The organism is Halopseudomonas aestusnigri (assembly GCF_002197985.1).
Taxonomy (GTDB): domain Bacteria; phylum Pseudomonadota; class Gammaproteobacteria; order Pseudomonadales; family Pseudomonadaceae; genus Halopseudomonas; species Halopseudomonas aestusnigri.
This window is the reverse complement of sequence record NZ_NBYK01000013.1, coordinates 1-23,022: the sequence shown is the minus strand read 5'-3', so window position 1 is coordinate 23,022 and position 23,022 is coordinate 1. Positions and strand designations below refer to the sequence as shown.

Below are 23,022 nucleotides of genomic sequence, written 5' to 3'. Positions count from 1 at the left end.
TTTACTTTTCTCTCCCCGGAGCTTGCTCATGTCCCGTGTATCTCTCAGCCGCTACCTGATCGAACAGACGCGCAGTCACAATACCCCCGCCGACCTGCGTTTCCTCATCGAGGTGGTGGCGCGCGCCTGCAAGGAAATCAGCCATGCCGTATCCAAGGGTGCCCTTGGTGGTGTGCTGGGCAGCATGGGTACCGAGAACGTCCAGGGTGAAGTGCAGAAAAAGCTTGATGTGATCTCGAATGAAATCCTGCTGGAGGCCAACGAGTGGGGCGGCCACCTGGCCGGCATGGCGTCCGAGGAAATGGACAATGCCTATCAGATTCCGGGGCAGTATCCCAAAGGTGCCTACCTGCTGGTGTTCGATCCGCTGGATGGCTCCAGTAATATCGACGTGAACGTCTCGGTCGGTACCATCTTTTCCGTGCTGCGTTGCCCTGACAAGTATGTCGAGCAGACCGGCAGCCTCGATGAGCACGCCTTCCTGCAGCCGGGTACCGAGCAGGTGGCTGCCGGTTACGCCATCTATGGCCCGCAGACCATGCTGGTGCTGACCCTGGGCGATGGCGTCATGGGCTTTACTCTGGATCGGGAGATGGGCAGCTTCTTCCTGACTCACGAAAATCTCAAGGTGCCGACCAGTACCGCCGAGTTCGCGATCAACATGTCCAATCAGCGTCACTGGGAAGCACCGGTCAAGCGCTATGTTGACGAACTGCTGGCAGGCGTCGAGGGGCCGCTGAACAAGAACTACAACATGCGCTGGATTGCCTCCATGGTCGCCGATGTGCACCGCATTCTTACCCGTGGCGGCGTATTCATGTACCCGCGCGATGGCCGCGAGCCGGAGAAGCCGGGCAAGCTGCGCCTGATGTACGAGGCCAACCCGATGTCGATGCTGATCGAGCAGGCCGGTGGCGCCGCGACTAACGGTACTCAGCGCATTCTCGATATTCAGCCGGAGTCCCTGCACCAGCGGGTTGCCGTGTTCCTCGGCTCGAAGGAAGAAGTTGAGCGGGTTACCGGCTATCACCAGGGCTGAGCCGGGTCAGGCCGCCGGCCTGGTCGGGGCCTGATGACCCGATGTAAGCATTTGCTTACGCGTTGTGCTGGCGTTGGCCTATGGGCACACCCTGCGATGCTGCGTAGTATCAAAAGCGCTAGGAGCATCGCAGGAAGCGACCAGAACAACAGGGAACAGGGACGGTGCCTCGGAGGCACAACACATTAGGGATGATCAGGATCCTTTCTGCAAAACCTCGCCTCGGCGGGGTTTTTTCTTGCCTGCGATTTGTCCGGGGATACGTCAGCACGTACCCCCCGTTGCACCGCTCAGCCGCTGAAACGACAGCTCAAACTGCCCAGCGTGCCCATCTCTACTTCGGCCAGATCGCCGGCAGCAACCGGCTGCATGCCCGCCAGCGCGCCGGTCATGATGACGTCTCCGCTGCGCAGGTGCTGCCCGGCAGTGACCATTTGATTGATCAGCCACAGGGCTGCATCCAACGGGTTGCCCATGCTGCTGCCGGTGTTTCCGCTGCCCACCTTTTCGCCGTTGAGCTTCAGAGCCACCGGCAGGTCATCCAGCTGCACGCTGTCTGCTGCAACGCACTGGCCCAGCACGTGGGCACCAAAGGACAGGTTGTCGGCTACCGCATCAGCCAGAGACTTCGGCCAGCCCTCATAGGCTGAGTCGCAAACCTCCAGCGCGGGCATCACACCTTCGAGCGCCGCGATCAGTTCGGCGCGATCGGCCAGAGGATCTTCGATATCGCGAGCCAGGCGCATCGCAACCTCAACCTCCAGTCGCGGCGCGATAAAGTCAGCGTGGCGCAGGGTGGCGCCGTCGTTATATTCGTTGGCCGCCAGCAGCACGCCGCGCAGCGGTTCGGCGACGCCGAGTGCCGCTCGGGCCCGGGCGTCGGTCAGCCCCAGCTTGTAACCGGCCGGCCGCGCGCCGTTCAGCTGGCGGGCGATCAGCGCGTGTTGTACCGCGTAGGCGGACGTCAGGTCGGTCAGGGCATACTCGGTGGCGATCGAGCCGCGCGGCATTCCGCTGCTGCGGGCCTCCAGCAGCGCCTCTGCGGCCTGTTCTATATGACTCATGCCGTTTCTCCCCGGCTCGGTTTTTCGCCGACAACCGTGGTGCGGAACATCTCGCGGCGCTTGCCGAAGTAGTCCGAAATGGGCTGATGCCAGACGCAGCGGTTGTCCCAGATCGCCAGTGTGCCCGGCGTCCAGCGCATGCGGCAAGTAAAGGCCGGGGCGGCGGCGACGCTGAACAGGTAGTCGAGCAGCGGGCGTGACTCCTCCGGCTTCATGCCGGCGATGCCGAGGGTATAGGCCGGATTGGCGAACAGTACCTCGCGGCCGGTTTCCGGGTGGCGAATGATCATCGGATGGGTGCGGACATCTTCATCGACGTTTTCGCCGAAGCGGATCTGCATGTTCTCGATGCCGGCGTTGTGTACGGCCTTCGGGCCGTAACCGAACTCGGGGGTGTGGATGCCGTCGAGCTGGCGCAGCAGATTGCGCAGGGTGGGAGACAGCCACTCGCAGGCCAGGTACATGTTGTTGAACAGGGTGTCGCCGCCGCTTTCCGGCACATCGTGGCCGTACAGCAGGGTGAAGGCCGGCGGCCGCTCCTGGAATGACCAGTCGCTGTGCCAGGCGCCGCCGAACACGAATGGGCTGCCTTCGCCGGCTTCCTTGAGCACATGCACCACATGCGGATGATCGGCCATCGGCTGCACATAGGGTTCCTTGCCGAACTTGCCGAAACGCAGCGTCACGGCTTCGAGCTGCTCGACGCTCAGGTTCTGGTCCCGGATGAACAGCACGCCATGGTCCATCAGTGCCTGGCGCAGATCGGCCTGTCCGGCGTCACTGAGGTTGTTGAGGTCGATGTCGTGGATGTCTGCACCCAGTGAGCCTGCCACCGGTACGGTGCGGAAATGGTTGCTGGAGCGGGCCTGATTATTTTTCGCCGTGGTGTAGAAGAACTCGGGCATGGCTGTCACCTGCAGTGGTCTGTCTTGTTGTTGATGTTTTTGTTCTGCCAGGCAAGATTGCGCCTGTGCGCGGTGGCTATCCATGATAATTTCTGCCATGACATGACAATAACTGCCACGAGGTTGTATGAACTGGCGTGAAGTACGTGATGCCACCAACGTGCGCCATCTGCTGAACACCGCGCGCGGTCTTGGCTGTTCCGTCGAGGCGTGTCTGCAGGGCAGCGGGCTGGACGAGGGCGTGCTGAGTGCCGGGGCCAGGATACAGCGCTGGCAGGAACTGGCCGTGATCCGCAATCTGGTGGCGCTGGCGCCGGAACCCGGTCTCGGGCTGCTGGTGGGCAGTCGTTATCAACTGACCAGTCTGGGGCTGCTCGGCTACACCATGCTGGCCTGTCGCAATCTGCATGAGGCACTGTTGGTCAGTACCCAGTTTCGTGAACTGACGCTGTCGATCTGTCCGGTTCAGTTGCAGCCCTTTGACGGTGGCGTGCGCATGAGCCTGGACCACAAGGTACTGCCTCCGGATGCACAGGATATGGTTGCCGAGCGCGGGCTGGCAGTCTGGAAGCGCATCTTCGGTGAGTTGCTGCAGCGCCCCTTTGTGCCGTTTCGGGTGGAGCTGGCGCTGTCGCGCCCTGCCACCGCCGAGTGTTACGAAACCTACTTCGAATGCCCGGTGGTAATGGGTGCTGCCAGTAACGCGGTACTGATTGCGGACGCGGACCTGACCAGCGCCCTGCCGCTCGCCAACGAGCTTACCCGCAACGCCTGTGCGGCCCTGTGCCGGCAACTGTGTGATGGGCTTGAAGACGTGGTGTCGCCGTTCGCGCGGCAGGTTCTTCAGGTGCTGATCAGCCATTCGGGTGAACCTCCCGCCGCCGTCGAGGTGGCGGCGGCACTGGGCATATCCGAGCGTTCGCTGCATCGCCGGCTGGCGGCCGAGGGACAACCCTTTCGTCAGCTCGATGAGCGGGTGCGCGCGCGCCTGGCTGAACGCCTGCTGGGCGACAGTGATCTCGGACTGGATGCCATTGCCGCGCAGTTGGGCTACAGCGAAGCGGCCAGTTTTTCCCGTGCCTTCAAGCGCTGGACCGGCGTCTCGCCGTCGCACTGGCGTGCAGCTCAGCGGGCAGCAGCGCTGGGGCTTGAACCGTCTTCGCCGGCAGTTGTCCCGTCTCGGCAATATTAATAGGTCTCGATTCCGAGACAGTGCGTATCTCCTGTCTATACTGACCAGGTCGTCCGCATCCGGGCGGATGCGCAGCTAGTCCACCGACGTTGGATAAGGAGTGCTTCATATGTCTGGTTGGTATGAATTGAGCAACAGCACGGACGGGCAGTTCCGCTTTGTCCTCAAGGCGGGAAACGCTGAAACCATCCTCACCAGTGAGCTGTACAAGACCCGCGCCAGCGCCGAGAACGGCATCGCGTCAGTACAGAAAAATTGCACGGAGGATGGGCGCTATGAGCGCAAGGAGGCAAAGGACGGACGCCATTTCTTCAATCTCAAGGCGGCCAATCATCAGGTGATCGGCACCAGCCAGATGTACTCCGCGGCGGCGAGCTGCGAGAAGGGCATCGAGTCGGTCAAGAGCAACGGCACCAGCGACGTCATCAAGGACAAGACCGGCAGCTGAGCTTGGCCTCGTTTTTGCCCCTGCCTGCTTGACGCGCCCTGTCCGGCAGGCTGGCCCGGTTGTGCCCGCTGTTGTCAGAGTGACTGGCCGGAATGTGCGGCCATCGCTTGTTGCAGACCGCACTGAGGGCGCAATATGGGGGCACGTGAACAACCCAGAGGCACCTCGTGAATCAAGTTTGTCCTGACGATTTTGTAAAGGTCGATTCCGCGGAAGCGGCGGTCGACCGCCTGGCCATGCTTTACCAGCAGGCCACCAATGCGCTGCGCAGCGCTCTCAAGCAATACCTCAAGGATCGCACTCCGCCAAGTGCCGCGCACTGCGCGTTCCGCTACCCTGAGCTGCGGCTCACCTATCACTGCCAGGGTGAAGTGCCGAGCAGTGTGCGCGCCTACGCCAAGGTGCAGGTGCCCGGCACCTACGCGGTAACCGTGACCCAGCCGGACGCCTTCCGTACCTACCTGCTGGATCAGCTGCGGCCACTGATGTCCGACTTTACCGTCACTGTGGAAGTGGGCCCGAGTCAGGCCAATATTCCCTATCCGTATGTGGTCGAGCAGGGTGACGAGCTGGGCGCCTCGGGCGTTACCGCTGCCGAGCTGGCGCGGGTGTTCCCGAGTACCGATCTGTCCGCCGCCAATGACGGCACCGCCGACGGCCTGTACGACTGGGAAGACCAGGACCCGCTGCCGCTGGCGTTGTTTGACGCCGCCCGCACCGACTTTTCGCTGCGCCGTCTGGTGCATTACACCGGCAGCGACTGGCGCCATGTACAGCCGTGGATTCTGCTGACCAACTACCACCGCTACGTGGATCAGTTCATCCGCCACGGTCTGAACATGCTGCAGACCGATTCTCGCTTTCAGCGCATGGTGCTGCCGGGCAACGTGGTAGTTGAACGCGGCATGTCCGAAGGTGAGATGCAGGCGATCATCGAGTCGGTGGTCTGGCACCGGTTCCAGATGCCGGCTTATCACCTGCAGGGCAATAGCCCAAGCGAAGGCATCACCCTGGTCAATATCGGCGTGGGCCCGTCCAACGCCAAGAACATCACCGACCATCTGGCCGTGCTGCGGCCGCACTGCTGGCTGATGATCGGTCACTGTGGCGGTCTGCGTCAGTCGCAGACCATCGGTGACTATGTGCTGGCGCACGCCTACATGCGCCGCGACGGTATCCTCGACCGGGTTCTGCCACCGAACATTCCGCTGCCGGCGCTGGCCGAGGTGCAGCAGGCGCTGCAGCAGGCGGCAGCCGACGTGACGGGCGAGCAGGGCGATGACCTCAAGCGCCGTCTGCGCACCGGCACGGTGCTGACCTATGACGACCGCAACTGGGAACTGCGCTGGGCCCAGGAACGGCCGCTGATCAATCTGGCGCGGGCGATTGCGGTTGACATGGAGAGCGGCACCATCGCAGCTCAGGGCTACCGTCTGCGGGTGCCCTACGGCACCTTGCTGTGTGTGTCGGACAAGCCACTGCACAGCGAGATCAAGCTGCCGGGCGCGGCGGGCGCCTTTTACGAGCGCGCCGTGACCCAGCATCTGCATATCGGCATTCATGCGCTGGAGCTGATGCGCAGCCAGCTCGATTCGCTGCATTCGCGCAAGCTGCGCAGTTTCGACGAGCCGCCGTTCCGCTAGCCAGCACTGCACTGCACTGTCACTGCCCTGTCACCGCTGTCGCCTAGTATCGGCCCGACAGCGAACAGGAGCAGGTTGGATGAAGCGGCATAACAGCAAGGGGCGTCTCCATGTCGGGCACGCTTGAATGGGGCGGGCCGCTCAGGCGCAGACGCTGGCCGCAACGCCTGCTGTTACTGCTGCTTGCCGCGAGTGTGATGGCGGCAGTCTTTGCGTGGCGATACACGCTGGTCGAGTTGACCGGATTCCGCTTCAGCGGTGCGGCGATCAGCGACGGGCGCGGCGTGTTCGGGCTTGCGGATTACCGGGTGAAACATCAGGCACAGGTCATTGCCGGCATCGGCAATGACCTGTCCGGCATCACCCACGATGCCGATAACGACCGGCTGCTGGCGATCACCAACGCGGGCCCTGTTCAGGTACTGGCCCTTGACCGACAGGGCCGGCTGCTTGGCCTCTATCCACTGATCGGCTTCGAGGACCCGGAAGATCTGGCCTGGCTGGGCGACGGGCTGCTGTTGATTGTTGAAGAGCGGGTGCAGCGGTTGAATGTGGTCCGTCTTCCCGCGCATCCTGCCCCGATCAGGCGTGATCAGGCGCGGCAACTGACGCTGGGACTGGCCTTGTCGGATGACAACAAGGGTTTTGAAGGTGCCGCTTACGACCACCGGCGTGATCTGCTTTACGTGGTCAAGGAACGTGACGCCCAGCAGCTCTACCGCATCAGCGGCCTGCGTCCCACCCTGGCTGGAAATCTGCAACTCGATATCCGGGATCTGAGTGACTGGATCGATGCCGCCGGTGTGTCAAAAGACCTTTCCGCCATCACCGTCGAGCCTGACAGCGGCCACCTGTTGCTGCTCAGTGATGAGTCGCAGGTGTTGTTTGAACTGGGCTCTGACGGGGCGCTTCTCGACTGCCGCAGCCTGCGGGCTGGTGGCGGCCTTGATGCCGACATCCCGCAGCCGGAAGGGGTGGTGCTGGATAGCCGCGGCGAGCTGTTTGTCGTCAGCGAGCCCAACCTCTTCTATCGCTTCGTGCGGTAGCTCCGCTGCTCCATGCAACATTCTTGTGATCAGAGTGTAACCGCTCTGTCTCGGGGTTTTCACAGCGCATCGGTAGTCTTTGCGACTCACTCATATGGTTCGTTAAGGATGCGCCATGTTTATTCGTACAGGATTGGTTTGTTTACTGGCGGCAGGTCTGTTGACCGGCTGCCTTTCGTCGGAAAGCAGTAGCAGCAGCGATGCTGGAGGGCCGCCGGTTGCGCCGGAGGCACCGACCCTGCGGGTCGGGATCATTCCCGATACCCAGGGCGGAGGTCAGAATGCGTCGGTGATGCCGATGCGCGCGTTGATGGAGTTTTACCGTGAGCAGGACGTCGACCTGCTGCTGATTGTCGGTGATCTGTCTGAGGAGGCCACTCCTGCCGAATATGCCCAGTGGCGCAGTGTTGTCGACGATTACCGGGATGACTTCGTCATGCTGCCGTTGCAGGGCAACCACGATATCAAGGGCACTGATCAGGACTGGTATGACAACGTCAGTGACCTGATTCCGGACGACGCCATTCAGATGGCCGGTCAGACAGACAAGAACTATGCCCTGGTGCGGGACAACGTGCTTATTGTCACGGTTTCGTACGGACAGATTCCGTTCGCCTATGACTTTGTTCGGGAGATGATCGAAACCTACCGTGATCAGGTTGATCACATCATCGTGTCTTCCCATAACACCATGGTCGGCAGCCGTTACGGCAACATCCGCGAGCGTGCGGTAGAAGCCTATGACACCTCCGCCGGGGATCAGCAGTTTCTGCTGGTGCACGAGGATTATCGCCAGTTGTTTGCCGATAATGACGTCATCTATGTCGCCGGTCATGAGCATCAGTACCTTCGCAGTCTGATTTCGGGCTACTACGGTGGACACTACACCGAACTGGTCAGCGGTAACGCGTCCTACAAGGGCTACGACAGCCGCTATGGCGAGAGCGAACTGATCCAGCAGGTGGTCATGACCAAAATCAACGACGGCAGTGTCGATGGCACTCTCGACGTCAACGCCTCGATTCTGACGTTCAATGGCACACTGGTCGATTATCGCTCCTACTACGAAAGCCACACGATTCGCAGCAACGAAGATGGCATGCGCGAGCTGGCAACGCCGGACTGGAAGCTGATCGACCGCTTTACCCGCTCCGCCGAGCGTTGCGACAAGATCGTGTTTCCGGCGAGCATCCCCGCCGGCAATCAGTTGAACATGACCCATGACAAAAGTTACCGCACCAGTCTGTGTGTGGCCGGATCGGGAGAGGCAGCGCGGATTCTGGATGGCGAGAACCGTATATTCAATCGCTACGACACCCGCACCCGTACCACCAGCGTCGAGCCAGGTGTCTCAACCGCGCAGAGCAACTCTGCACTTGCCGCTCGCTACTACCGCTGGCTGCATATTCCCCATGCCAGCTATAACCCGAACCTGAACAACAGCCAGCGCGTGCGCCTGATCAACGCGGGCACGGAAGACGAAGAGGTGGAAATCCGCCAGACGACCATCGACCTCAAAAAGCAGGTATCGCTCAGCTGGGTAGCCGCGCGTGAGGGAGCAAAAAGTGCGGTTCTGCTGGTCAGCGGAATTCAGGGCCAGGACGGCACCTACAACGGTGCGCGTGGGGCGCAGAAGAGCCTGGCCGTCGACACCGGTTTCGCCGGCAGCTACGGAGATGGCAGCGAGCTGGGCAAACAGCCCTATTTGTTGCCGGAAGGCCGGGTCAACAGCAACTGGACGCTGGATGATGATTCGCGTGGTGATGACTTCGTGCTGCAATTCAACGTGCCGTCCGGCGCGGATGCCAGCAGCCTGCAGTTGGCTCGCTGGAATGATGCAGAGGGCAGCTGGGAGCCGGTGGTAGCAGCCGAGTGCCTCAGTGCACTGGACTACGACAGCAGCTATCTGACCAGCCTGCCGGCTGATGTGGGTGCCGAGTGCAGCACTGCTGCCGGCCTGGTGTCGGTAGGCACGCCGCACTTCTGGGTACGGCTGGATCGTGAGGGCGCCTTTGCCCTGATTGATCGTTGAGTGCAGCGGCTACCTTTGCGATGCAGGTAGCCCCGCTTTTGCCATGCCGCGCCGGATGCCCCTGGTATCCGGCGCGGTGCTTTTACGGGGCAACCGGATCGACCGGCGAAGCTGACCTTGCAGGCATGGCGCCTGTGCCAGTCCTGTTACGGCTGGCGCATCAGGTGTTGTGCCAGCGCGTTGTAGGCCGGTAGCGAGATCGGGTCGTTGGCGCCGTTGGCCGCCACCGGGTTGGAGGCGAAGCGGGCGATCACCATTTCTGCCTTGGGGTCGACGTAGATGGTCTGGCCGTGGATACCGCGCGCCGCAAACACGCCATGGTCGTTGTTCGACACCCACCACATATTGCGGTAGCTCCAGCCGGGCAGGGTGGCGTAACCGGCGGGGGCGAATTTGCTTTGATCACCGCCTCGGCGGATATCGGCAACCACCGCTTGCGGAATGATCTGCTGGCCGTTGAAGCGACCGTTGTTGCGCAGGGTTTCGCCGAACCTGGCCATGTCACGCAGGCTGGCATTCAGGCCGCCTCCAGCGAACTGGGTGCCGATCTGGTCAACCACGATGTAGGCGTCCTGTTCGGCGCCCAGCTTGCTCCAGATCCGCTGTTGCAACAGGTTGGCGAAGGAGCTGCCGGTGGCGCGCTGAACGATCCACGCGAGGACGTCGGAGTTGACCGTCTTGTAGGCGAACACCTCGCCGTGCTGCCCCTCGGGCTGTACCTTCTGCAGAAAACCGTACAGGGATGTGGCGCCGTCATAGTCGGCCGGGCGCGGTATCAGGTTGCCGGCCCTTGAGTATTCCCAGATTTCGGCGCTCGGGTCGGAGTAGGTCTCGGAATAGCGAATGGCCGTGGTCATGTCCATCACCTGACGCACGGTGGCGTCGCCAAAGCCACTGTCTTTCAGCTCGGGAACGTAGTGCGAGACCGGAGCCTGCTCGTCCAGCACACCCTCTTCAACCAGCATCGCCGCCAGGGTGCCGATAAACGATTTGGTCACCGAGAAGGCCATGTGCGGGCGGTCGGCCTGCAGGGCGCCGAAGTACCGCTCATAGACCACCTGGCCGCGGTGCAGCACCACGATGCCGTCGGTGTAATTGGCTGCCAGCGATTGCTCCCAGCTCATCTGCGAGCCGTCGGCCAGCTTGAACTGCACCGCGTCAATGTCATCCCGGCGGGCGTCGGGCAATGGGCTGACGGCACCGGTGCCGCGGCCGACTGTCGCCGTCGGCAGCAGTTGGCGAATATGCGAGAAAGACCAGCGGGTCTGCGGAAACAGCAGGTAGTTGCGGGCGTTGATCTGTTTGTCGGCTGCCGGCGGGAAGCCCTGCATCCAGCCCATGACGTTCGGATCGCTGGCGCGGGCGTCGAGCGGTTGCTGGTCCGCCACTGACTGGCCGGCCAGCAGGCCGCCGAGCAGCAGGGACAGGCAGGTGTGCTGCCATCGGGTTGTGCGTTTCATGGGGTCCCCCCTTTTATCTTGTTGTTCTTGGCGGGCTGGCTGGGCAGCAGCCCCTTGGGTGGCAGTATTGGTTAGTGCTATACATCAGGTCCAATGCATATATTGCGAGTTATTGATGCAATGAGTTCATTAATTGATCTGAAGCGTCTCACTCACATGGTTCTGCTCAGTGAGGAGCTGCATTTCTCCCGGGCGGCCAAGCGTGCGCACCTGTCGCAAACAGCTTTCAGCCGCAGCATTCAGTCGCTGGAAAACGACCTGCAGCTGCGCCTGTTCGACCGGGGAACCCGCAGCGTGCAACTGACCGCGGCGGGCAGGCAACTGCTGGAGCAGGCCCGTGACCTGTTGCGACGGGCCGAGAGCCTGAGTGCGTCGGCGCAGTTTCTGGCCGATGCCGAGGGGGGCGAGCTGAACTTCGGCGTTGGTCTGCTGGCAGCGCACAGTTATATGCAGGAGGTGCTGCCGCGGCTGCGGCGTGATTGCCCGGGGCTGCGGCTGAATGTGGAGGTCGACCACTGGCAGAATCTGCTGCGTCTGCTGGAGCAGGAGCGCATCGAGTTTCTGGTCGGAGGTACCGGGCCGTTGCAGCCTCCGCCGGGTCTGGCGGTCACGCCACTGCCGGCTCGGGCCACCGCGATTTATTGTCGTGCGCAGCATCCGCTGCTGTCAGCCGGCCGTCCGGTTCGGGCCGAGCTGCTGGTTGACTACCCCTGGTCTGCCGCCTTGCTGGATGATGCCTCTTTGCCGCAGTTGCTGGCGTTGCTGGGGCTGTCATCCGAGGTCAGGCCACGGGCGTTGATGAGCTGCAACAGCCTATCCCTGTTGCGCCATACCGTGCTTAACACTGACAGCCTGCTTTTTACCTGGGATGGCTGGCTGCAGGAGGATCTGGCTCAGGAAGCGCTGGTTGACCTGACGGCCTGGCTGCCGCCTGATCTTCCGGCGCTGCAATACCGTCTGCACAGCCACCTGATGCAGCTCGCCGATCGCAGTTTGTCACCACCTGCAAAGCGCGCCATTGCGATGATTCGCGAGGTCGCCGAACGGGAGTGTGGGCAGTAGTGCCAACGGGGCCGGCCGCTGGGCAATAGCGCAAGGCTTTCGGGGTTTTGTGCTATCGGCCCTGCCGTCGTGCTGGTTATCCTCCCTGCATTCTGTCCGTTTTTCACGACATTGGCGGCAGCTGTCCCGGCGTTTGTCATGCGTCTTGTTGAGGGCGTTCTGCGTCGCAACGTCCCATGCCTGCCTCGAATGCTACAGTGAACGGAACTCCAATAACCTGCGTTGCCTGACGAGGTACTTATGATCCAGTTGTCCGTTAACGGCGAGCGGTATGAGCTCGACGTTCCCGCCGACATGCCACTGCTCTGGGTAGTGCGCGATGTGCTCGGTCTGACCGGCACCAAGTTTGGCTGCGGTATCGCCCAATGCGGCGCCTGTACCGTGCATCTGGACGGTGAAGCCGTGCGCTCTTGCGTGCTGCCGGTGGGTGCTGTGGCCGGCCGTGCGGTGACCACCATCGAGGCGGTTGGCGAGTCGGCGCTGGGCAGTCAGGTGCAGCAGGCCTGGCTGGAGCACGAGGTGGTGCAGTGTGGCTACTGCCAGTCCGGTCAGATCATGTCGGCCACCGCGCTGCTGCAGCGCCAACCCAACCCCAGCGATGCGGAGATTGACGCCGGTATGGCGGGCAATATCTGTCGCTGCGCGACCTACACCCGCATTCGTGCGGCCATCAAGGACGTCGGCAAGGGGGATCAGGCATGAGCAGGCAATCACGGCAGGTCTCTCGGCGCGGCTTCCTGAAAGGCTCCGGCGCAGTGATGGGCGGCCTGGTGCTCAGCACTTGGTTGCCGGGATTTATCCCGGACAGCGTCGCGGCCGAAGCGACCGCCGCCGGCCGTCTCGGTGATCAGACACCGCGCGGCTACGGGGCCTATGTGCGCGTCGGCCACGACGGCAAGGTGACCGTCATATCGCCGAAAATCGAGATGGGGCAGGGGGCGCATACCGGTATCGCCATGATGCTGGCCGAGGAGCTGGAAGTGCGACTGGCTGATGTCAGCGTCGAGGATGCACCACCGGACGCCGAACTCTACACGGACTCGATCATGCAATTTCAGGCTACCGGCGGGTCGACGTCCACACGGCATGCCTGGCAGCCCCTGCGCGAGGCCGGTGCCACCGCGCGGCTGCTGTTGATTCAGGCGGCTGCTCAGCGATGGTCGGTCGACCCTGCCCAGTGCGAGGCGCGCGAGGGCGTGGTCTACGGGCCGGGCGATCGTCAGGCGGGCTATGGCGAGCTGGTCGATCTGGCCAGCACCCTGCCGCTGCCAGCCAGCATTACCCTGAAAACCCCGGATCAGTTCCGCCTGATCGGCACCCCGGCGCGCCGCATTGATACCCCGAACAAGGTCAACGGCAAGGCGAAGTTCACCATCGACCTGCAGGTGCCGGACATGCTGGTTGCCTCCAGCCTGGCCTGTCCGGTTTACGGCGGCACCCTGAAATCGGTTGATGCCAGCGCGGCGCGGCAGGTACCGGGTGTACGCGATGTGGTCACGCTGGATAACGCTGTTGCGGTGACTGCAACCAACTACTGGGCCTGTCAGCAGGGGCTCAAGGCGCTGAAGATCGAATGGGATTTGGGCGAGAACGCCTCGATCAGCTCGCCCGAGCTGGATGCGGCGCTGCAAAAGGCTTCCAGCGCAGACGGCGTGGTTGCTCACAGCAGCGGCGATGTTGCAGCAGCGCTGGAGGCGGCCAGCAGCCGTTTTGAAGCGGTGTACGAACAGGCGTTCCTGTCCCATTCGCCGCTGGAGCCGATGACCTGCGTAGCGCACGTGCGCCCGGATGGCTGTGACCTGTGGGTCGGCACTCAGGTGCCGGTGTTTGCCCAGCAGACTGCCGCCAGCATCACCGGGCTGAAGCCGGAGCAGGTGGTCGTGCACAACCAGCTGATTGGTGGCGCCTTCGGCCGCCGGCTGGATTACGACTTTATCGCCCAGGCGGTGGCGATTGCGCGGCAGGTGAGTTACCCGATCAAGCTGATCTGGAGTCGCGAAGAGGACATGACCCACGATATGTACCGTCCGCACTACGTCGACCGGCTGACCGCCGCACTGGACGCCGACGGCAAGCCGCAGGGCTGGCAGCATCGCATTGCCGGCGCGTCGGTGCTGGCGCGCTATGTCGGCAGCCTGCCGGCGAGCGGCGTGGATGCCGATGCGGTGGAAGTGGCCATTGACCCGCTCTATGCGCTGGACAGTCTGCAGGTCAATTACATCCGCGAGGAGCCCAAGGTGATTCCGGTCTCCTGGTGGCGCGGAGTGGGGCCGCTGCGCAGCACGCTGGCGGTGGAGTGCTTTATCGACGAGCTGGCGCACAACGCCGGCAAGGATCCGGTCGACTACCGGCTGGCGCTGATGGACAAGCATCCGCGGGCCCAGGCGGTGCTCAAGCTGGCTGCCGAGAAGGCCGACTGGCAAACGCCGTTGCCGGTCGGGCAGGGGCGTGGCATTGCGGTCAGCGCGGTGTTCGGCAGCTTCGTCGCGACCGTGGTCGAGCTGGAAATGCAGGCGGACAAGGGCATCCGCATCAAACGTCTGGTCAGCGCCATCGACTGCGGTCTGGTGACCAACCCGACCTCGGTGCTGGCGCAGATTGAAGGCGGCACCCTGTTCGGCCTGTCGGCCTCGCTGTTCAATGAAATCACGATTGAGCAGGGCCAGGTGCAGCAGCGCAATTTCAACACCTACCGGCAGTTGCGCATCGGTGAAGCGCCCGGCGTCGAGGTGCACATTGTGCCCAGCACAGAGTCACCCGGCGGAGTCGGCGAAACCGGGACTGCACTGATTGGTCCGGCGCTGCTCAACGCGTTGGCCGCTGCATCCGGCGAGCGTCTGCGGCGTCTGCCGCTGAGCCGCGCTGGTTACTTCCCGGTTTAAGGAGCTGAACCCATGCATCTGAGCAAATCCGTGATTCTCGGGCTGGGGCTGGCTGCCTCGGCGCTGTCCGTGCAGGCCGCTGACGATGAGCTGATCGCCCGTGGCAAGTATCTGGCCGCCGCGGCCGACTGTGTGGCCTGCCACACTGTCCCGGGCGGCAAGCCGTTCGCCGGGGGCGTCGAATTCAAGCTGCCGTTTGGCTCGCTGTATTCGCCCAATATCACCCCGGACAAGGCGACCGGCATTGGCGACTGGACCGACGCCGACTTCCTCGGCGCGCTGCATGAGGGCGTCGGCAAGGATGGCAAGCGCTACTACCCGGCCTTTCCGTACACCTCCTACACCTTGATGCCGGACGACGAAGTGAAGGCCATCAAGGCCTATCTGTTCAGCCTGGAACCGGTCAGCAATACGGTGCCGGAGAACACCCTGAGTTTCCCCTACAACCAGCGCTGGGGCATGTTCTTCTGGAACCTGGTATTTCACGATAACGAACGCTTCAAGCCTGATCCGAACCAGTCCGAGGAGTGGAACCGCGGCGCCTATCTGGTCGAAGGGCCGGGTCACTGCGGCGAGTGCCATACCCCGCGCAACTTTGCCCAGGCGCTGAGCAGCAGCCAGCCGCTGGCGGGCAACCTGGTGCAGGGCTGGCAGGCCTACAACATCAGTTCGGACGAGACCTATGGCATCGGTGCCTGGTCGCCGGCCGAACTGGTCAGTTATTTCAGCAAGGGGTATGCCCCGGGCAAGGGCGTGGCCAGCGGGCCGATGGGTGATGTTGTCAATCACAGCCTGCGTCATCTGACCCCGGACGACTTGTCTGCCATCGCGACCTACCTGCTCGGCACCCCGGCGCAGGCCGCCGGCATCGCCCGGCCCGAGGTGGTGCCGGATGCGACCCCGGTGGCCGATGGTGCGCTCGGCAGCAAGCTGTTTGCCGGCAACTGCGCCGGTTGTCATGCCTGGGACGGCAGCGGCACCCAGTCGCCGATTGCCGCGCTCGGCGGTCTGAAAACCGTCAATGATCCGGCCGGCACCAACCTGCTGGGTATCCTGCTGCGCGGTCACGGCGGCCCGGGCGCACGGGTAGACCAGCAGATGCCATCCTTCGCTGCGGGCTATCAGGATGCCGAACTGGCTGCGGTCGGCAGCTTCGTGCTGCAGCACTTCGGTCAGAGTGGCGGCAGCCTCAGTGCTGAGGATGTTGCGGCCAAGCGCGGTAACACCGGCCACTGAGCCGACAGCGGGAGGTGTGATGTCTGCAGTGGAACAGCTGCTCAAGGCGGTCGATGAGGCCGCCCTGCAAGGCGACGATGCGGTGCTGGCAACGGTGGTCAAGGTCGAGGGCTCGGCCTATCGCCGCCCCGGCGCGCGGATGCTGATCAACCCCCTGGGGCAGACCGAGGGAACAGTCAGCGGCGGCTGCCTGGAAACCGAGGTGGCGCGCACGGCGCGCTGGTTGACCGAACGCGGGCCGGCGCTGCGCAGCTACAGCACCGCCGAAGAGGATGAAGATGGCGATGCGGCAGTGCGTTTTGGCCTCGGCTGCAACGGTACCGTGCACCTGCTGTTCGAGCGTGTCGATTCCGCGGCCTGTCAGCTGTTGCTGGATGGCTGCCGGGCGCTGATCAATGGCGCAGTTGGACTCAGTGTGGCGACCGTCGTCAGCGCATCACAGCCTGATTTGCTCGGGCAGCGACTGCTTCTGACTGCCGATGATCAGCTGCAGGGCTGCCTGCCCGATGCCTGGTCGGCGCCGTTGCTGCCACTGCTGCGCCTGGCGCGCTCTGCCCGGCGTGCTGCGTTGCATCGCTTTCTTCAGCCCGGTGGCGCGGTTGAGGTGCTGATCGAGCACCTGCGCCCGGCGCAGCGGCTGGTGATTTTCGGTGGCGGGCACGATGCCCAGCCGCTGGTGCGGATGGCCAAACTGCAGGGCCTGCATGTGACGGTGATTGACAGTCGGGCGCACTTTGCCCGGGGCAGTCGCTTTCCGGAGGCCGATGCGGTGTTGCTCGGGCAGTTGGACAACAGCTTCGCACTGAAGGATTTGCTGGCCGACGCGGCGGTAGTGGTCATGACCCACAGTCTGCAGCAGGATGCCTGGTGGCTGGCGCAGGCGCTGGCGTCGTCGGCGTGCTACATCGGCCAGCTCGGACCGCGTGAGCGCACCGAGCGGCTGCTGGCCGGCATGGCGCAAGCCAACTTGCCGGGCGTCGAGCGGCTGCATTACCCGGTCGGTCTCGACCTGGGGGGCGATACCCCGGAAGCCGTCGCGCTGGCGATTCTGGGCGAGATCACAGCAGTACTCAACGAACGCGCCGGTGGCCAGCTGCAGCAGCGGCGGTCTGCCATCCACGAACCTTCTGCAATTCATATCCATGACGGGTGCGAGCAGGATTTGCCAGCACCCTCCACTATCGAGAGCAACTAAATGTCCGAAATCATTACCGTCGTAGCGGTGCTGCGCGCCGTTCCTGGCGCAGCCGAACAGGTCGCAGCCATCCTTGCCGACGCGGTCGAGCCGTCGCGCGCCGAGGCCGGTTGCCGAGGTTATGTGCTGCACCACGACCGCAGCGATGCCAGTCGCTTCGTGTTTGTTGAGCAGTGGGCCGGGATGGAGGCCATCGAAGCGCACCGTCAGGCGCCGCACTATCAGGCAATGGGCAAGGCGCTGGCAGGCCTGATTGCCGAGCGCGAAGTGATGCTGCTGGACGCCAAGGCCTGATGCCAGGGGTTGCCGCCCTGATGCTTGGCGCCGGGTTCTCCCGGCGCTTCGGCGGCGACAAACGGCAGGCACGTCTGGCCAGCGGCCAGACGGTACTCAATCGTGCACTGGAGAACGCACTGGCGGCCTTCGGCGCGGTAACTCTGGTGCTGCGCAGCGATGATGACCCGCAAGCGCTGGCGCTGCCGGAGGCGGTCGACGTGCTGTTCAATCCGCGCAGTGCGCAGGGCATGGCCAGTTCACTGGTACTGGGTATTGAACATCTGCGGCATGGTGATGCGGATGCCATCGCCGTGCTGCTCGCCGACATGCCGTGTATCCAGCCGACCACCCTGCAAGCGTTGGCGCAGCGGTGTGGTCCGGAGGATATTGTGCTGCCGAGCTGGCAGGGCCAGCGCGGTCATCCGGTGTTGTTCGGGCGGCGCTTCTGGCCGCAGCTGATGACCCTCAGTGGTGATCGCGGCGGACGCGAGATTGTGCGCACCCATGCCGATTGCGTTAAGGTGCTGGCGGTGGAGGATGCCGGTGTCTGTCTCGATCTGGACCAGGCCGCAGACCTTGCCACGCTGAATCCGCTTGTCTGATCCACGCAGGAGATCCCCGGTGCCATCGGTATATCTGGCCGGTTTTGACGTGTTCTATCCCGACGCCCTGGCGCGTGGCGAGTATCTCAAGGCGCTGTGCGCCACGCATGGGCTGGAAGGGCTCTATCCGCTGGATGCGGCTCTGCCGGAGGGGCTGATCGATCCGGCTGGCTGGATCTGTCAGGCCAACCTCGACAGCCTGCGCCGCGCCGACGCGGTGCTGGCCAATCTGGGCCACTTTCGCGGTAACGAGCCGGATTCCGGCACCGTCTTCGAAGTGGGCTTTGCCTGTGCGCTGGGCAAACCGGTGTGGGCGTACTTCCCCGATCAACAGCCTATGATCGAGCAACTGCCGCGTGATGAGCAGGGGCTGTGTCCGGACGGCTTTGTGGTCGAGAACTTCGGCCTGCCGCGCAACCTGATGCTGGCCTGCAGCTGGGTCGGTGCCAGCAGAACGGCGCCCCAGGCCGTTGCCGAGTTGGCCGCCTGGCTGCACGCCAACCCGCAAACGCGCTAGCCGTCTCGCAGGGTCAGGAACAGCCGCAGGTCCAGCTCCAGCTGGTGATAGTCCGGCTCCATGTGCCGGCACAGCTGGTAGAACGCCTTGTTGTGTTCCTTTTCGCGCAGGTGCGCCAGCTCGTGCACCACCACCATGCGCAGCAGCGGCTCGGGCAGGCTCTTGAGGATGGCCGAGATCTTGATCGCGTTCTTGCTCTTCAACTTGCCGCCCTGCACCCGGCTGACAAACTGGTGTTGCCCCAGCGCATTGTCGATCACGTGCATGCGGGTATCGAACAACACCTTGCTGATCGGCCCGCTACTGCGCATGTGCTGCTGCTTGAGGCGCTGGGTGTAGTCGTAGAGTGCCGCGTCGGTCTGGATCGAATGCTGCTCGCCGGGAGGGTAACGTTGCTCAAGCCAGGCGCCGAGCTGGCCACGATCGATCAACTGCTGGACCTGCTGGCGCAGATCGGGGCTGTAGCCCGCGAGGTATTTCAGGGTTGCCAGGGTGTTGTCCTCCGCGGGTCATCCAGCTGTTGATGTGGATTCTGTTGCGCGCAGTATCGGTGCTCCGGCAGCCGCTGTCACGGGCAGCCTCCGGGCTGCCCGTACATTGAGCCGTTAGCCGGTCAGCCGCTGCAGGATGCTAGCGTACAGCTCAATGCCCACCAGCACGTTGAACGGGAAGGTGACGCCCAGCGAGGCTAGCATTACCAGCCCGATGTCGGCCTCTTCAATGGCGTGGCGCACCGCGACCGGAGCGGCGATGTAGGAGGCGCTGGCGGTCAGGGTCGCGAGGATTACCGTCGTGCCCGGAGCCAGCCCCAGCAGCAGCCCGGTCGCCATGCCCGGCAAGCTCAGCAGTGTGGGCATGCACAGGGCAAAGGCGATAACCCGCCAGTGCTGCAGTCGGACCTTGCGCAGGGTTTCTGCAGCTACCAGACCCATTTCCAGCAAGAACAGCGCAAGAATCAGGGAAAATCCGCTGGTCAGCGCGCCAGTGACCTGGCTGCCGCCTTGCTTGCCGTACAGCAGGCCAATCACCACACCGCCCACCAGCAGAATTACGCTGCGGTTGGTCAGCGTCTCCTGCCAGAGCGGCGTACTCGCAACCGTTTGGGCCGGGCCGGATGGGCTACCGAGTCGGCGATACAGCCACAGCCCGGTGATAATTGCGGGCAGCTCCAGCAGCACCAGATACAGCGTGACCTGCCCGCTGACCATCATTCCGCGTGACTCGGTCCAGGCTAGCGCCACCGCAAAGGTACCGGCGCTTACCGAGCCGTAGTGGGCGCAGAAACTGGCCGCATCCGCCCCGTTCAGGCGCACCAGATAGCGCAGCAATGGGTACAGCAGCAAGGGAATCAGAAAGCCCAGCGCGGTAACGGCAAGCACTTCCCCCAGCAGCGACCAGTGCAGGTTGCCGTGCAGGGCCATGCCACCCTTCAGGCCGATGGTCAGCATCAGCAGCAGCGACAGGATGTCGTAGACCGCCTTGGGGATGGCAAGGTCCGAGCGCAGGGAGCCGGCGATCAGACCGAGAATGAAAAACATGACGATGATATCGGGCATGAAGCACGTTCCGCAGGGGCTTGATTAAAAAGCGTAGGCCAAAAAAGAGCCCCTGTGCGGGGCTCTGGTCGGTGAGTTTCAGGCTTCAGGCGCTGAGCCTGAGTGCGCTCTCTGCAGGCGGTCTGTGCACCGAGCGCTCCTCGTCCGTTGCGCTGGCAGCATTGTTCACCACCTGATAGACATGGAAGGCCTCCGGGCCAAAGGGATCAACGGCCGTGTCTACGTAGCAATGGCTAACCGGCACCGGCACACCCGAGCCAACCACCATGAACTGATGCTCGCTTACCGGCAGGTCGATCTTCAGCGGCTCTTCGACCCACAGGTATACGCGTTTCTGGGCAACCACATACTCGCAGCGCACGATCCGGAACCCCTCGCGCAGGGCCAGGCTGGTCACTTGCTTGTCATTGGCCAGTTGATACTGATGGATGGTTTTCATGACCTGTCTCCGAACAGTTTTGACGGATTCAGGGTCAGCTAAATGAGGGTCTTTATAAATCGATCTATTTGGAATTTATAGTTCGATTTTTTCGATGCTGTCGTCCAGCTCGGGCCGAGACTTCAACAGTGCCTCAATGGCCGGGTTGCCGCTGGAGCGCGCGCGGGTGACGGCGTATAGCGTCTCCCTGACCTCGCCAATCGAGCCGATACACTCCACTTCGTATTGGCGACATACCTCATCGTGAATCACCGTCGGGGCCGCAAAATAGCCCAGCCCCTGACGGCCGAATACCTTGATCAACGCACTGTCGTCGACCTCGGCCACCACATTGATGCGGATCCGCTTGGCTGCAAACCAGTTCATCAGCTCGTTGATATAGGGCGCATTGAGAGAGGTCGTCAGAAAGGGCTGGCGGTCCAGACTTAAGGGAAAGCCGGGCCTGAGCCGCGCGGCCAGCTCCGGGGTGGCAAACAGGGATATGGACGAACTGGCCAGCCGCGTGGCGCGAAACTGGCCGGCGTCTTTGAAGTCGGGCTGGCGGTCGGTCAGCAGAATATCCAGCTCCCGTTGGCCGAGCTGGCGCAGCAACTGCCCCGTCTCCCCGGTCTGGCAGACCAGATGCACCGGCCGCGGCTGCGACAGCGCAGGCTCGGTCAAATGGTAGGCGATCAGTTTGTGAATCGAGGCGGCGATGCCGATAGCCAGCGTCAACGGGCGATTTTCCGGCGGCTGCTGCAGAACCTCGGTCAACGACTGCACCGACTGGAAAATGTCGTCGGCATAGGAAAACACCGTCTTGCCAAAGTCGGTCAGCTGCAGCGAGCGGTTGGCCCGCTTGAACAGCGCACCACCCAGCGACGCCTCCAGCGTTGCCAACTGACCGCTCAGGGTCTGCGGCGACAGATCAAGACTCTCCGCCGCCCGCACAATCGACCCCGTTCGGGCAATCATCCAGAAATACTGCAAATGGCGAAGATTCAATTGGTCCACGGGCCGCACTCTCGGTCTGTCAGGGGCTGGCTGCTTGTTGGGGCGATAGTAGCAGCAGTTTTGCCAGTGTGGGGGAGGGGGCAGTTAGCGCGGCGCTGAGTGTTGCCGGCTCAGCGTTCTTGCGCACTTGGGTTCCTAACAAGAGCTTGTTCTCAGTTCTCTTTGTCAGCCAGAAACTGCGCTATCTCGGTGGTCGTGCTGCGGGCGTTGCGCGTGACGCCGATCAGAGTTGCGGAAGCCAGCCCGGTCCACTCGCCATAGCCCACCAGCCATAGCCTGGGTTCGTGGGTGGCGCGGGTGCCCTGAACCTCGACGCGGCCCTCATCGTTGATGAGCCCCAGACTCGCCAAGTGGCCCAATGCGGGCCTGAAACCGGTGCACCAGATCACGGCATCGACCTCGGTCTCGGAACCATCGGGCCACACCACACCGTTGCGGGTGAAGTGAGTGAATGGGCGCACCGCGTGCAAAACGCCGCGTTCACGCGCTTCGACCACAGGCGGGACCATCACTACATCACCCAGGCCACCCACCGGCTTATCGATGGCGCGGCCTTCCTGCTGGGCTTTCCAGCGTTCGGTTGCGCGTTCGAACAGCACGCGCCCGTCAACGTCATCAGGCAGGAACAGAGGCTCGGTAGCGGTCACCCAGGTGGAGTCTGCCACTTTGGAGACCTCGGCAAGAATCTGTGCGCCGGAGTTGCCGCCGCCCACAACCAGTACGCGCTTGCCGGCAAAGGGCTGGGCCTCGACATAGTGGGCCGAATGCAGTTGCTGGCCCTGAAACGACTCGGCGTCGGGATAGACGGGAATATAGGGGTTGCTCCAGGTGCCAGTGGTGCTGACCACGGCTCTGGCCTGCCAGTGCTGCTGCCCGGCGCGCACGCGCAGCCCTCCCTCAATACGCTCTATTGCAGTGACACGCACTGGGCGCTGAAGCGGAAACTGGTAGCGCTCCTCGTAGCGGCTCAGGTAGTCGATCACGTGGTCGCGGGCAGGATAGCCGTCCGCTACCGGCGGCATCATCCAGCCGGCGATGGAACTCCAGGTGGCGGGAGAGAACAGCCGCAGCGAGTTCCAGCCGTGCCGCCAGGCGCCCCCTGGTCCGTCTTCAGCATCGAGAATCAGATACGACAAGCCGGTACGTCGCAGGAAGTACGCCGTAGCCAGACCCGCCTGTCCGCCACCGATGATGATGACATCCAATAAGGTTTTGGATTTGGCTTTCATTCCGACTCTCCTGCACATGAACAGCTGGAGTCTAGCAACTTGCACGCATGCTTGGCTGATGTGCGACAAATGCGCAGCGAATCTTTGCGAGAGATATTCGGGGAGAATAGTGTGCATGAACCCATAGTTTGGCCAACGGCTACGAGACCTGCGTTGGCAGCACTGTCCGTCCCTGGCCCCAGTAGTCTGCCAAGGTCTTCTTTGGG

General features: G+C 63.0%; 22 protein-coding genes. 14 read left to right on the top strand and 8 right to left on the bottom strand.

The features are described 5' to 3' along the window. Window positions 1–28 precede the first annotated feature (28 nt). Window positions 29–1,039, top strand: a complete 1,011-nt coding sequence (locus tag B7O88_RS14945) for a class 1 fructose-bisphosphatase (protein ID WP_088277089.1) — start codon at window positions 29–31, stop codon at window positions 1,037–1,039. A 290-nt stretch (window positions 1,040–1,329) separates the two neighbouring features. Here B7O88_RS14945 and B7O88_RS14940 read toward each other — a convergent pair whose 3' ends face one another. Beyond that, window positions 1,330–2,103, bottom strand: a complete 774-nt coding sequence (locus tag B7O88_RS14940; protein ID WP_088277087.1) for a 2-keto-4-pentenoate hydratase — start codon at window positions 2,101–2,103, stop codon at window positions 1,330–1,332. Continuing rightward, window positions 2,100–3,008 (bottom strand): TauD/TfdA dioxygenase family protein, encoded by a 909-nt coding sequence (locus B7O88_RS14935; protein WP_088277085.1) that lies wholly within the window; start codon window positions 3,006–3,008, stop codon window positions 2,100–2,102. Before B7O88_RS14935 ends, B7O88_RS14940 begins: the two co-directional genes overlap by 4 nt. A gap of 127 nt (window positions 3,009–3,135) precedes the next feature. On the opposite strand from B7O88_RS14935, the gene B7O88_RS14930 reads away from it, so the two are divergent. The 5 genes from B7O88_RS14930 (at window position 3,136) to B7O88_RS14910 (ending at window position 9,369) form a co-directional block, all read left to right on the top strand. Beyond that, complete coding sequence (locus tag B7O88_RS14930) at window positions 3,136–4,200, top strand: AraC family transcriptional regulator (RefSeq protein ID WP_088277083.1); 1,065 nt, start codon at window positions 3,136–3,138, stop codon at window positions 4,198–4,200. A 109-nt stretch (window positions 4,201–4,309) separates the two neighbouring features. Continuing rightward, a complete protein-coding gene (locus B7O88_RS14925) occupies window positions 4,310–4,648 on the top strand; it encodes a YegP family protein (protein ID WP_088277081.1) in 339 nt (112 codons plus the stop codon). A gap of 167 nt (window positions 4,649–4,815) precedes the next feature. Next, window positions 4,816–6,291, top strand: coding sequence for an AMP nucleosidase (amn, locus tag B7O88_RS14920; RefSeq protein ID WP_088277079.1), 1,476 nt, complete (start codon window positions 4,816–4,818; stop codon window positions 6,289–6,291). Window positions 6,292–6,401: 110 nt separating this feature from the next. Next, a complete protein-coding gene (locus tag B7O88_RS14915) occupies window positions 6,402–7,337 on the top strand; it encodes an SdiA-regulated domain-containing protein (protein ID WP_088277077.1) in 936 nt (311 codons plus the stop codon). Window positions 7,338–7,452: 115 nt separating this feature from the next. Further along, window positions 7,453–9,369, top strand: coding sequence for a metallophosphoesterase family protein (locus B7O88_RS14910; RefSeq protein WP_088277075.1), 1,917 nt, complete (start codon window positions 7,453–7,455; stop codon window positions 9,367–9,369). A 146-nt stretch (window positions 9,370–9,515) separates the two neighbouring features. Here the strand turns inward: B7O88_RS14910 and B7O88_RS14905 are convergent, their stop codons facing one another. After that, entirely contained in the window at window positions 9,516–10,829 is a 1,314-nt protein-coding gene (locus B7O88_RS14905; RefSeq protein ID WP_088277073.1) for a serine hydrolase domain-containing protein, read from the bottom strand. Between the two features lie 120 nt (window positions 10,830–10,949). Between B7O88_RS14905 and B7O88_RS14900 the strand changes: the two genes are divergently transcribed. From B7O88_RS14900 to B7O88_RS14865, 8 genes are all read left to right on the top strand, one after another. Further along, entirely contained in the window at window positions 10,950–11,891 is a 942-nt protein-coding gene (locus tag B7O88_RS14900; protein WP_160003197.1) for a LysR family transcriptional regulator, read from the top strand. Window positions 11,892–12,131: 240 nt separating this feature from the next. Next, window positions 12,132–12,593, top strand: a complete 462-nt coding sequence (locus B7O88_RS14895; protein ID WP_088277069.1) for a (2Fe-2S)-binding protein — start codon at window positions 12,132–12,134, stop codon at window positions 12,591–12,593. Beyond that, a complete protein-coding gene (locus B7O88_RS14890) occupies window positions 12,590–14,773 on the top strand; it encodes a xanthine dehydrogenase family protein molybdopterin-binding subunit (protein ID WP_088277067.1) in 2,184 nt (727 codons plus the stop codon). The genes B7O88_RS14895 and B7O88_RS14890 overlap by 4 nt, the downstream gene beginning before the upstream one ends. Window positions 14,774–14,785: 12 nt before the next feature. After that, a complete protein-coding gene (locus B7O88_RS14885; protein WP_088277065.1) occupies window positions 14,786–16,009 on the top strand; it encodes a cytochrome c in 1,224 nt (407 codons plus the stop codon). Window positions 16,010–16,028: 19 nt separating this feature from the next. Then, window positions 16,029–17,204 (top strand): XdhC family protein, encoded by a 1,176-nt coding sequence (locus B7O88_RS14880; protein ID WP_088277063.1) that lies wholly within the window; start codon window positions 16,029–16,031, stop codon window positions 17,202–17,204. Next, window positions 17,205–17,498, top strand: a complete 294-nt coding sequence (locus tag B7O88_RS14875) for a putative quinol monooxygenase (protein ID WP_088277061.1) — start codon at window positions 17,205–17,207, stop codon at window positions 17,496–17,498. Further along, the gene (locus tag B7O88_RS14870; protein WP_088277059.1) at window positions 17,498–18,082 is read left to right on the top strand and encodes a nucleotidyltransferase family protein; all 585 of its coding nucleotides are present in this window, start codon (window positions 17,498–17,500) and stop codon (window positions 18,080–18,082) included. Before B7O88_RS14875 ends, B7O88_RS14870 begins: the two co-directional genes overlap by 1 nt. Before the next feature lie 19 nt (window positions 18,083–18,101). Further along, window positions 18,102–18,599: a nucleoside 2-deoxyribosyltransferase gene (locus B7O88_RS14865; protein ID WP_088277057.1), complete on the top strand. Its 498-nt coding sequence runs from the start codon at window positions 18,102–18,104 to the stop codon at window positions 18,597–18,599. Here the strand turns inward: B7O88_RS14865 and B7O88_RS14860 are convergent. The 5 genes from B7O88_RS14860 to B7O88_RS14840 all read right to left on the bottom strand — a co-directional run bounded on the left by B7O88_RS14860 (window position 18,596) and on the right by B7O88_RS14840 (window position 22,816). After that, window positions 18,596–19,090, bottom strand: coding sequence for a M48 metallopeptidase family protein (locus tag B7O88_RS14860; protein WP_088277055.1), 495 nt, complete (start codon window positions 19,088–19,090; stop codon window positions 18,596–18,598). The two genes, B7O88_RS14865 and B7O88_RS14860, sit on opposite strands and share 4 nt — an antisense overlap. A 114-nt stretch (window positions 19,091–19,204) precedes the next feature. Then, window positions 19,205–20,155 carry a sodium-dependent bicarbonate transport family permease gene (locus tag B7O88_RS14855; RefSeq protein ID WP_088277053.1) on the bottom strand — a complete coding sequence of 317 codons (951 nt, stop codon included), beginning with the start codon at window positions 20,153–20,155 and terminating at the stop codon, window positions 19,205–19,207. 85 nt (window positions 20,156–20,240) lie between these two features. Next, window positions 20,241–20,594, bottom strand: a complete 354-nt coding sequence (locus B7O88_RS14850) for a DUF7352 domain-containing protein (RefSeq protein ID WP_200818471.1) — start codon at window positions 20,592–20,594, stop codon at window positions 20,241–20,243. A gap of 75 nt (window positions 20,595–20,669) precedes the next feature. After that, window positions 20,670–21,587: a LysR family transcriptional regulator gene (locus B7O88_RS14845; protein ID WP_088277051.1), complete on the bottom strand. Its 918-nt coding sequence runs from the start codon at window positions 21,585–21,587 to the stop codon at window positions 20,670–20,672. 152 nt (window positions 21,588–21,739) lie between these two features. Continuing rightward, window positions 21,740–22,816 carry an ArsO family NAD(P)H-dependent flavin-containing monooxygenase gene (locus B7O88_RS14840; protein ID WP_088277049.1) on the bottom strand — a complete coding sequence of 359 codons (1,077 nt, stop codon included), beginning with the start codon at window positions 22,814–22,816 and terminating at the stop codon, window positions 21,740–21,742. Window positions 22,817–23,022: the final 206 nt, after the last annotated feature.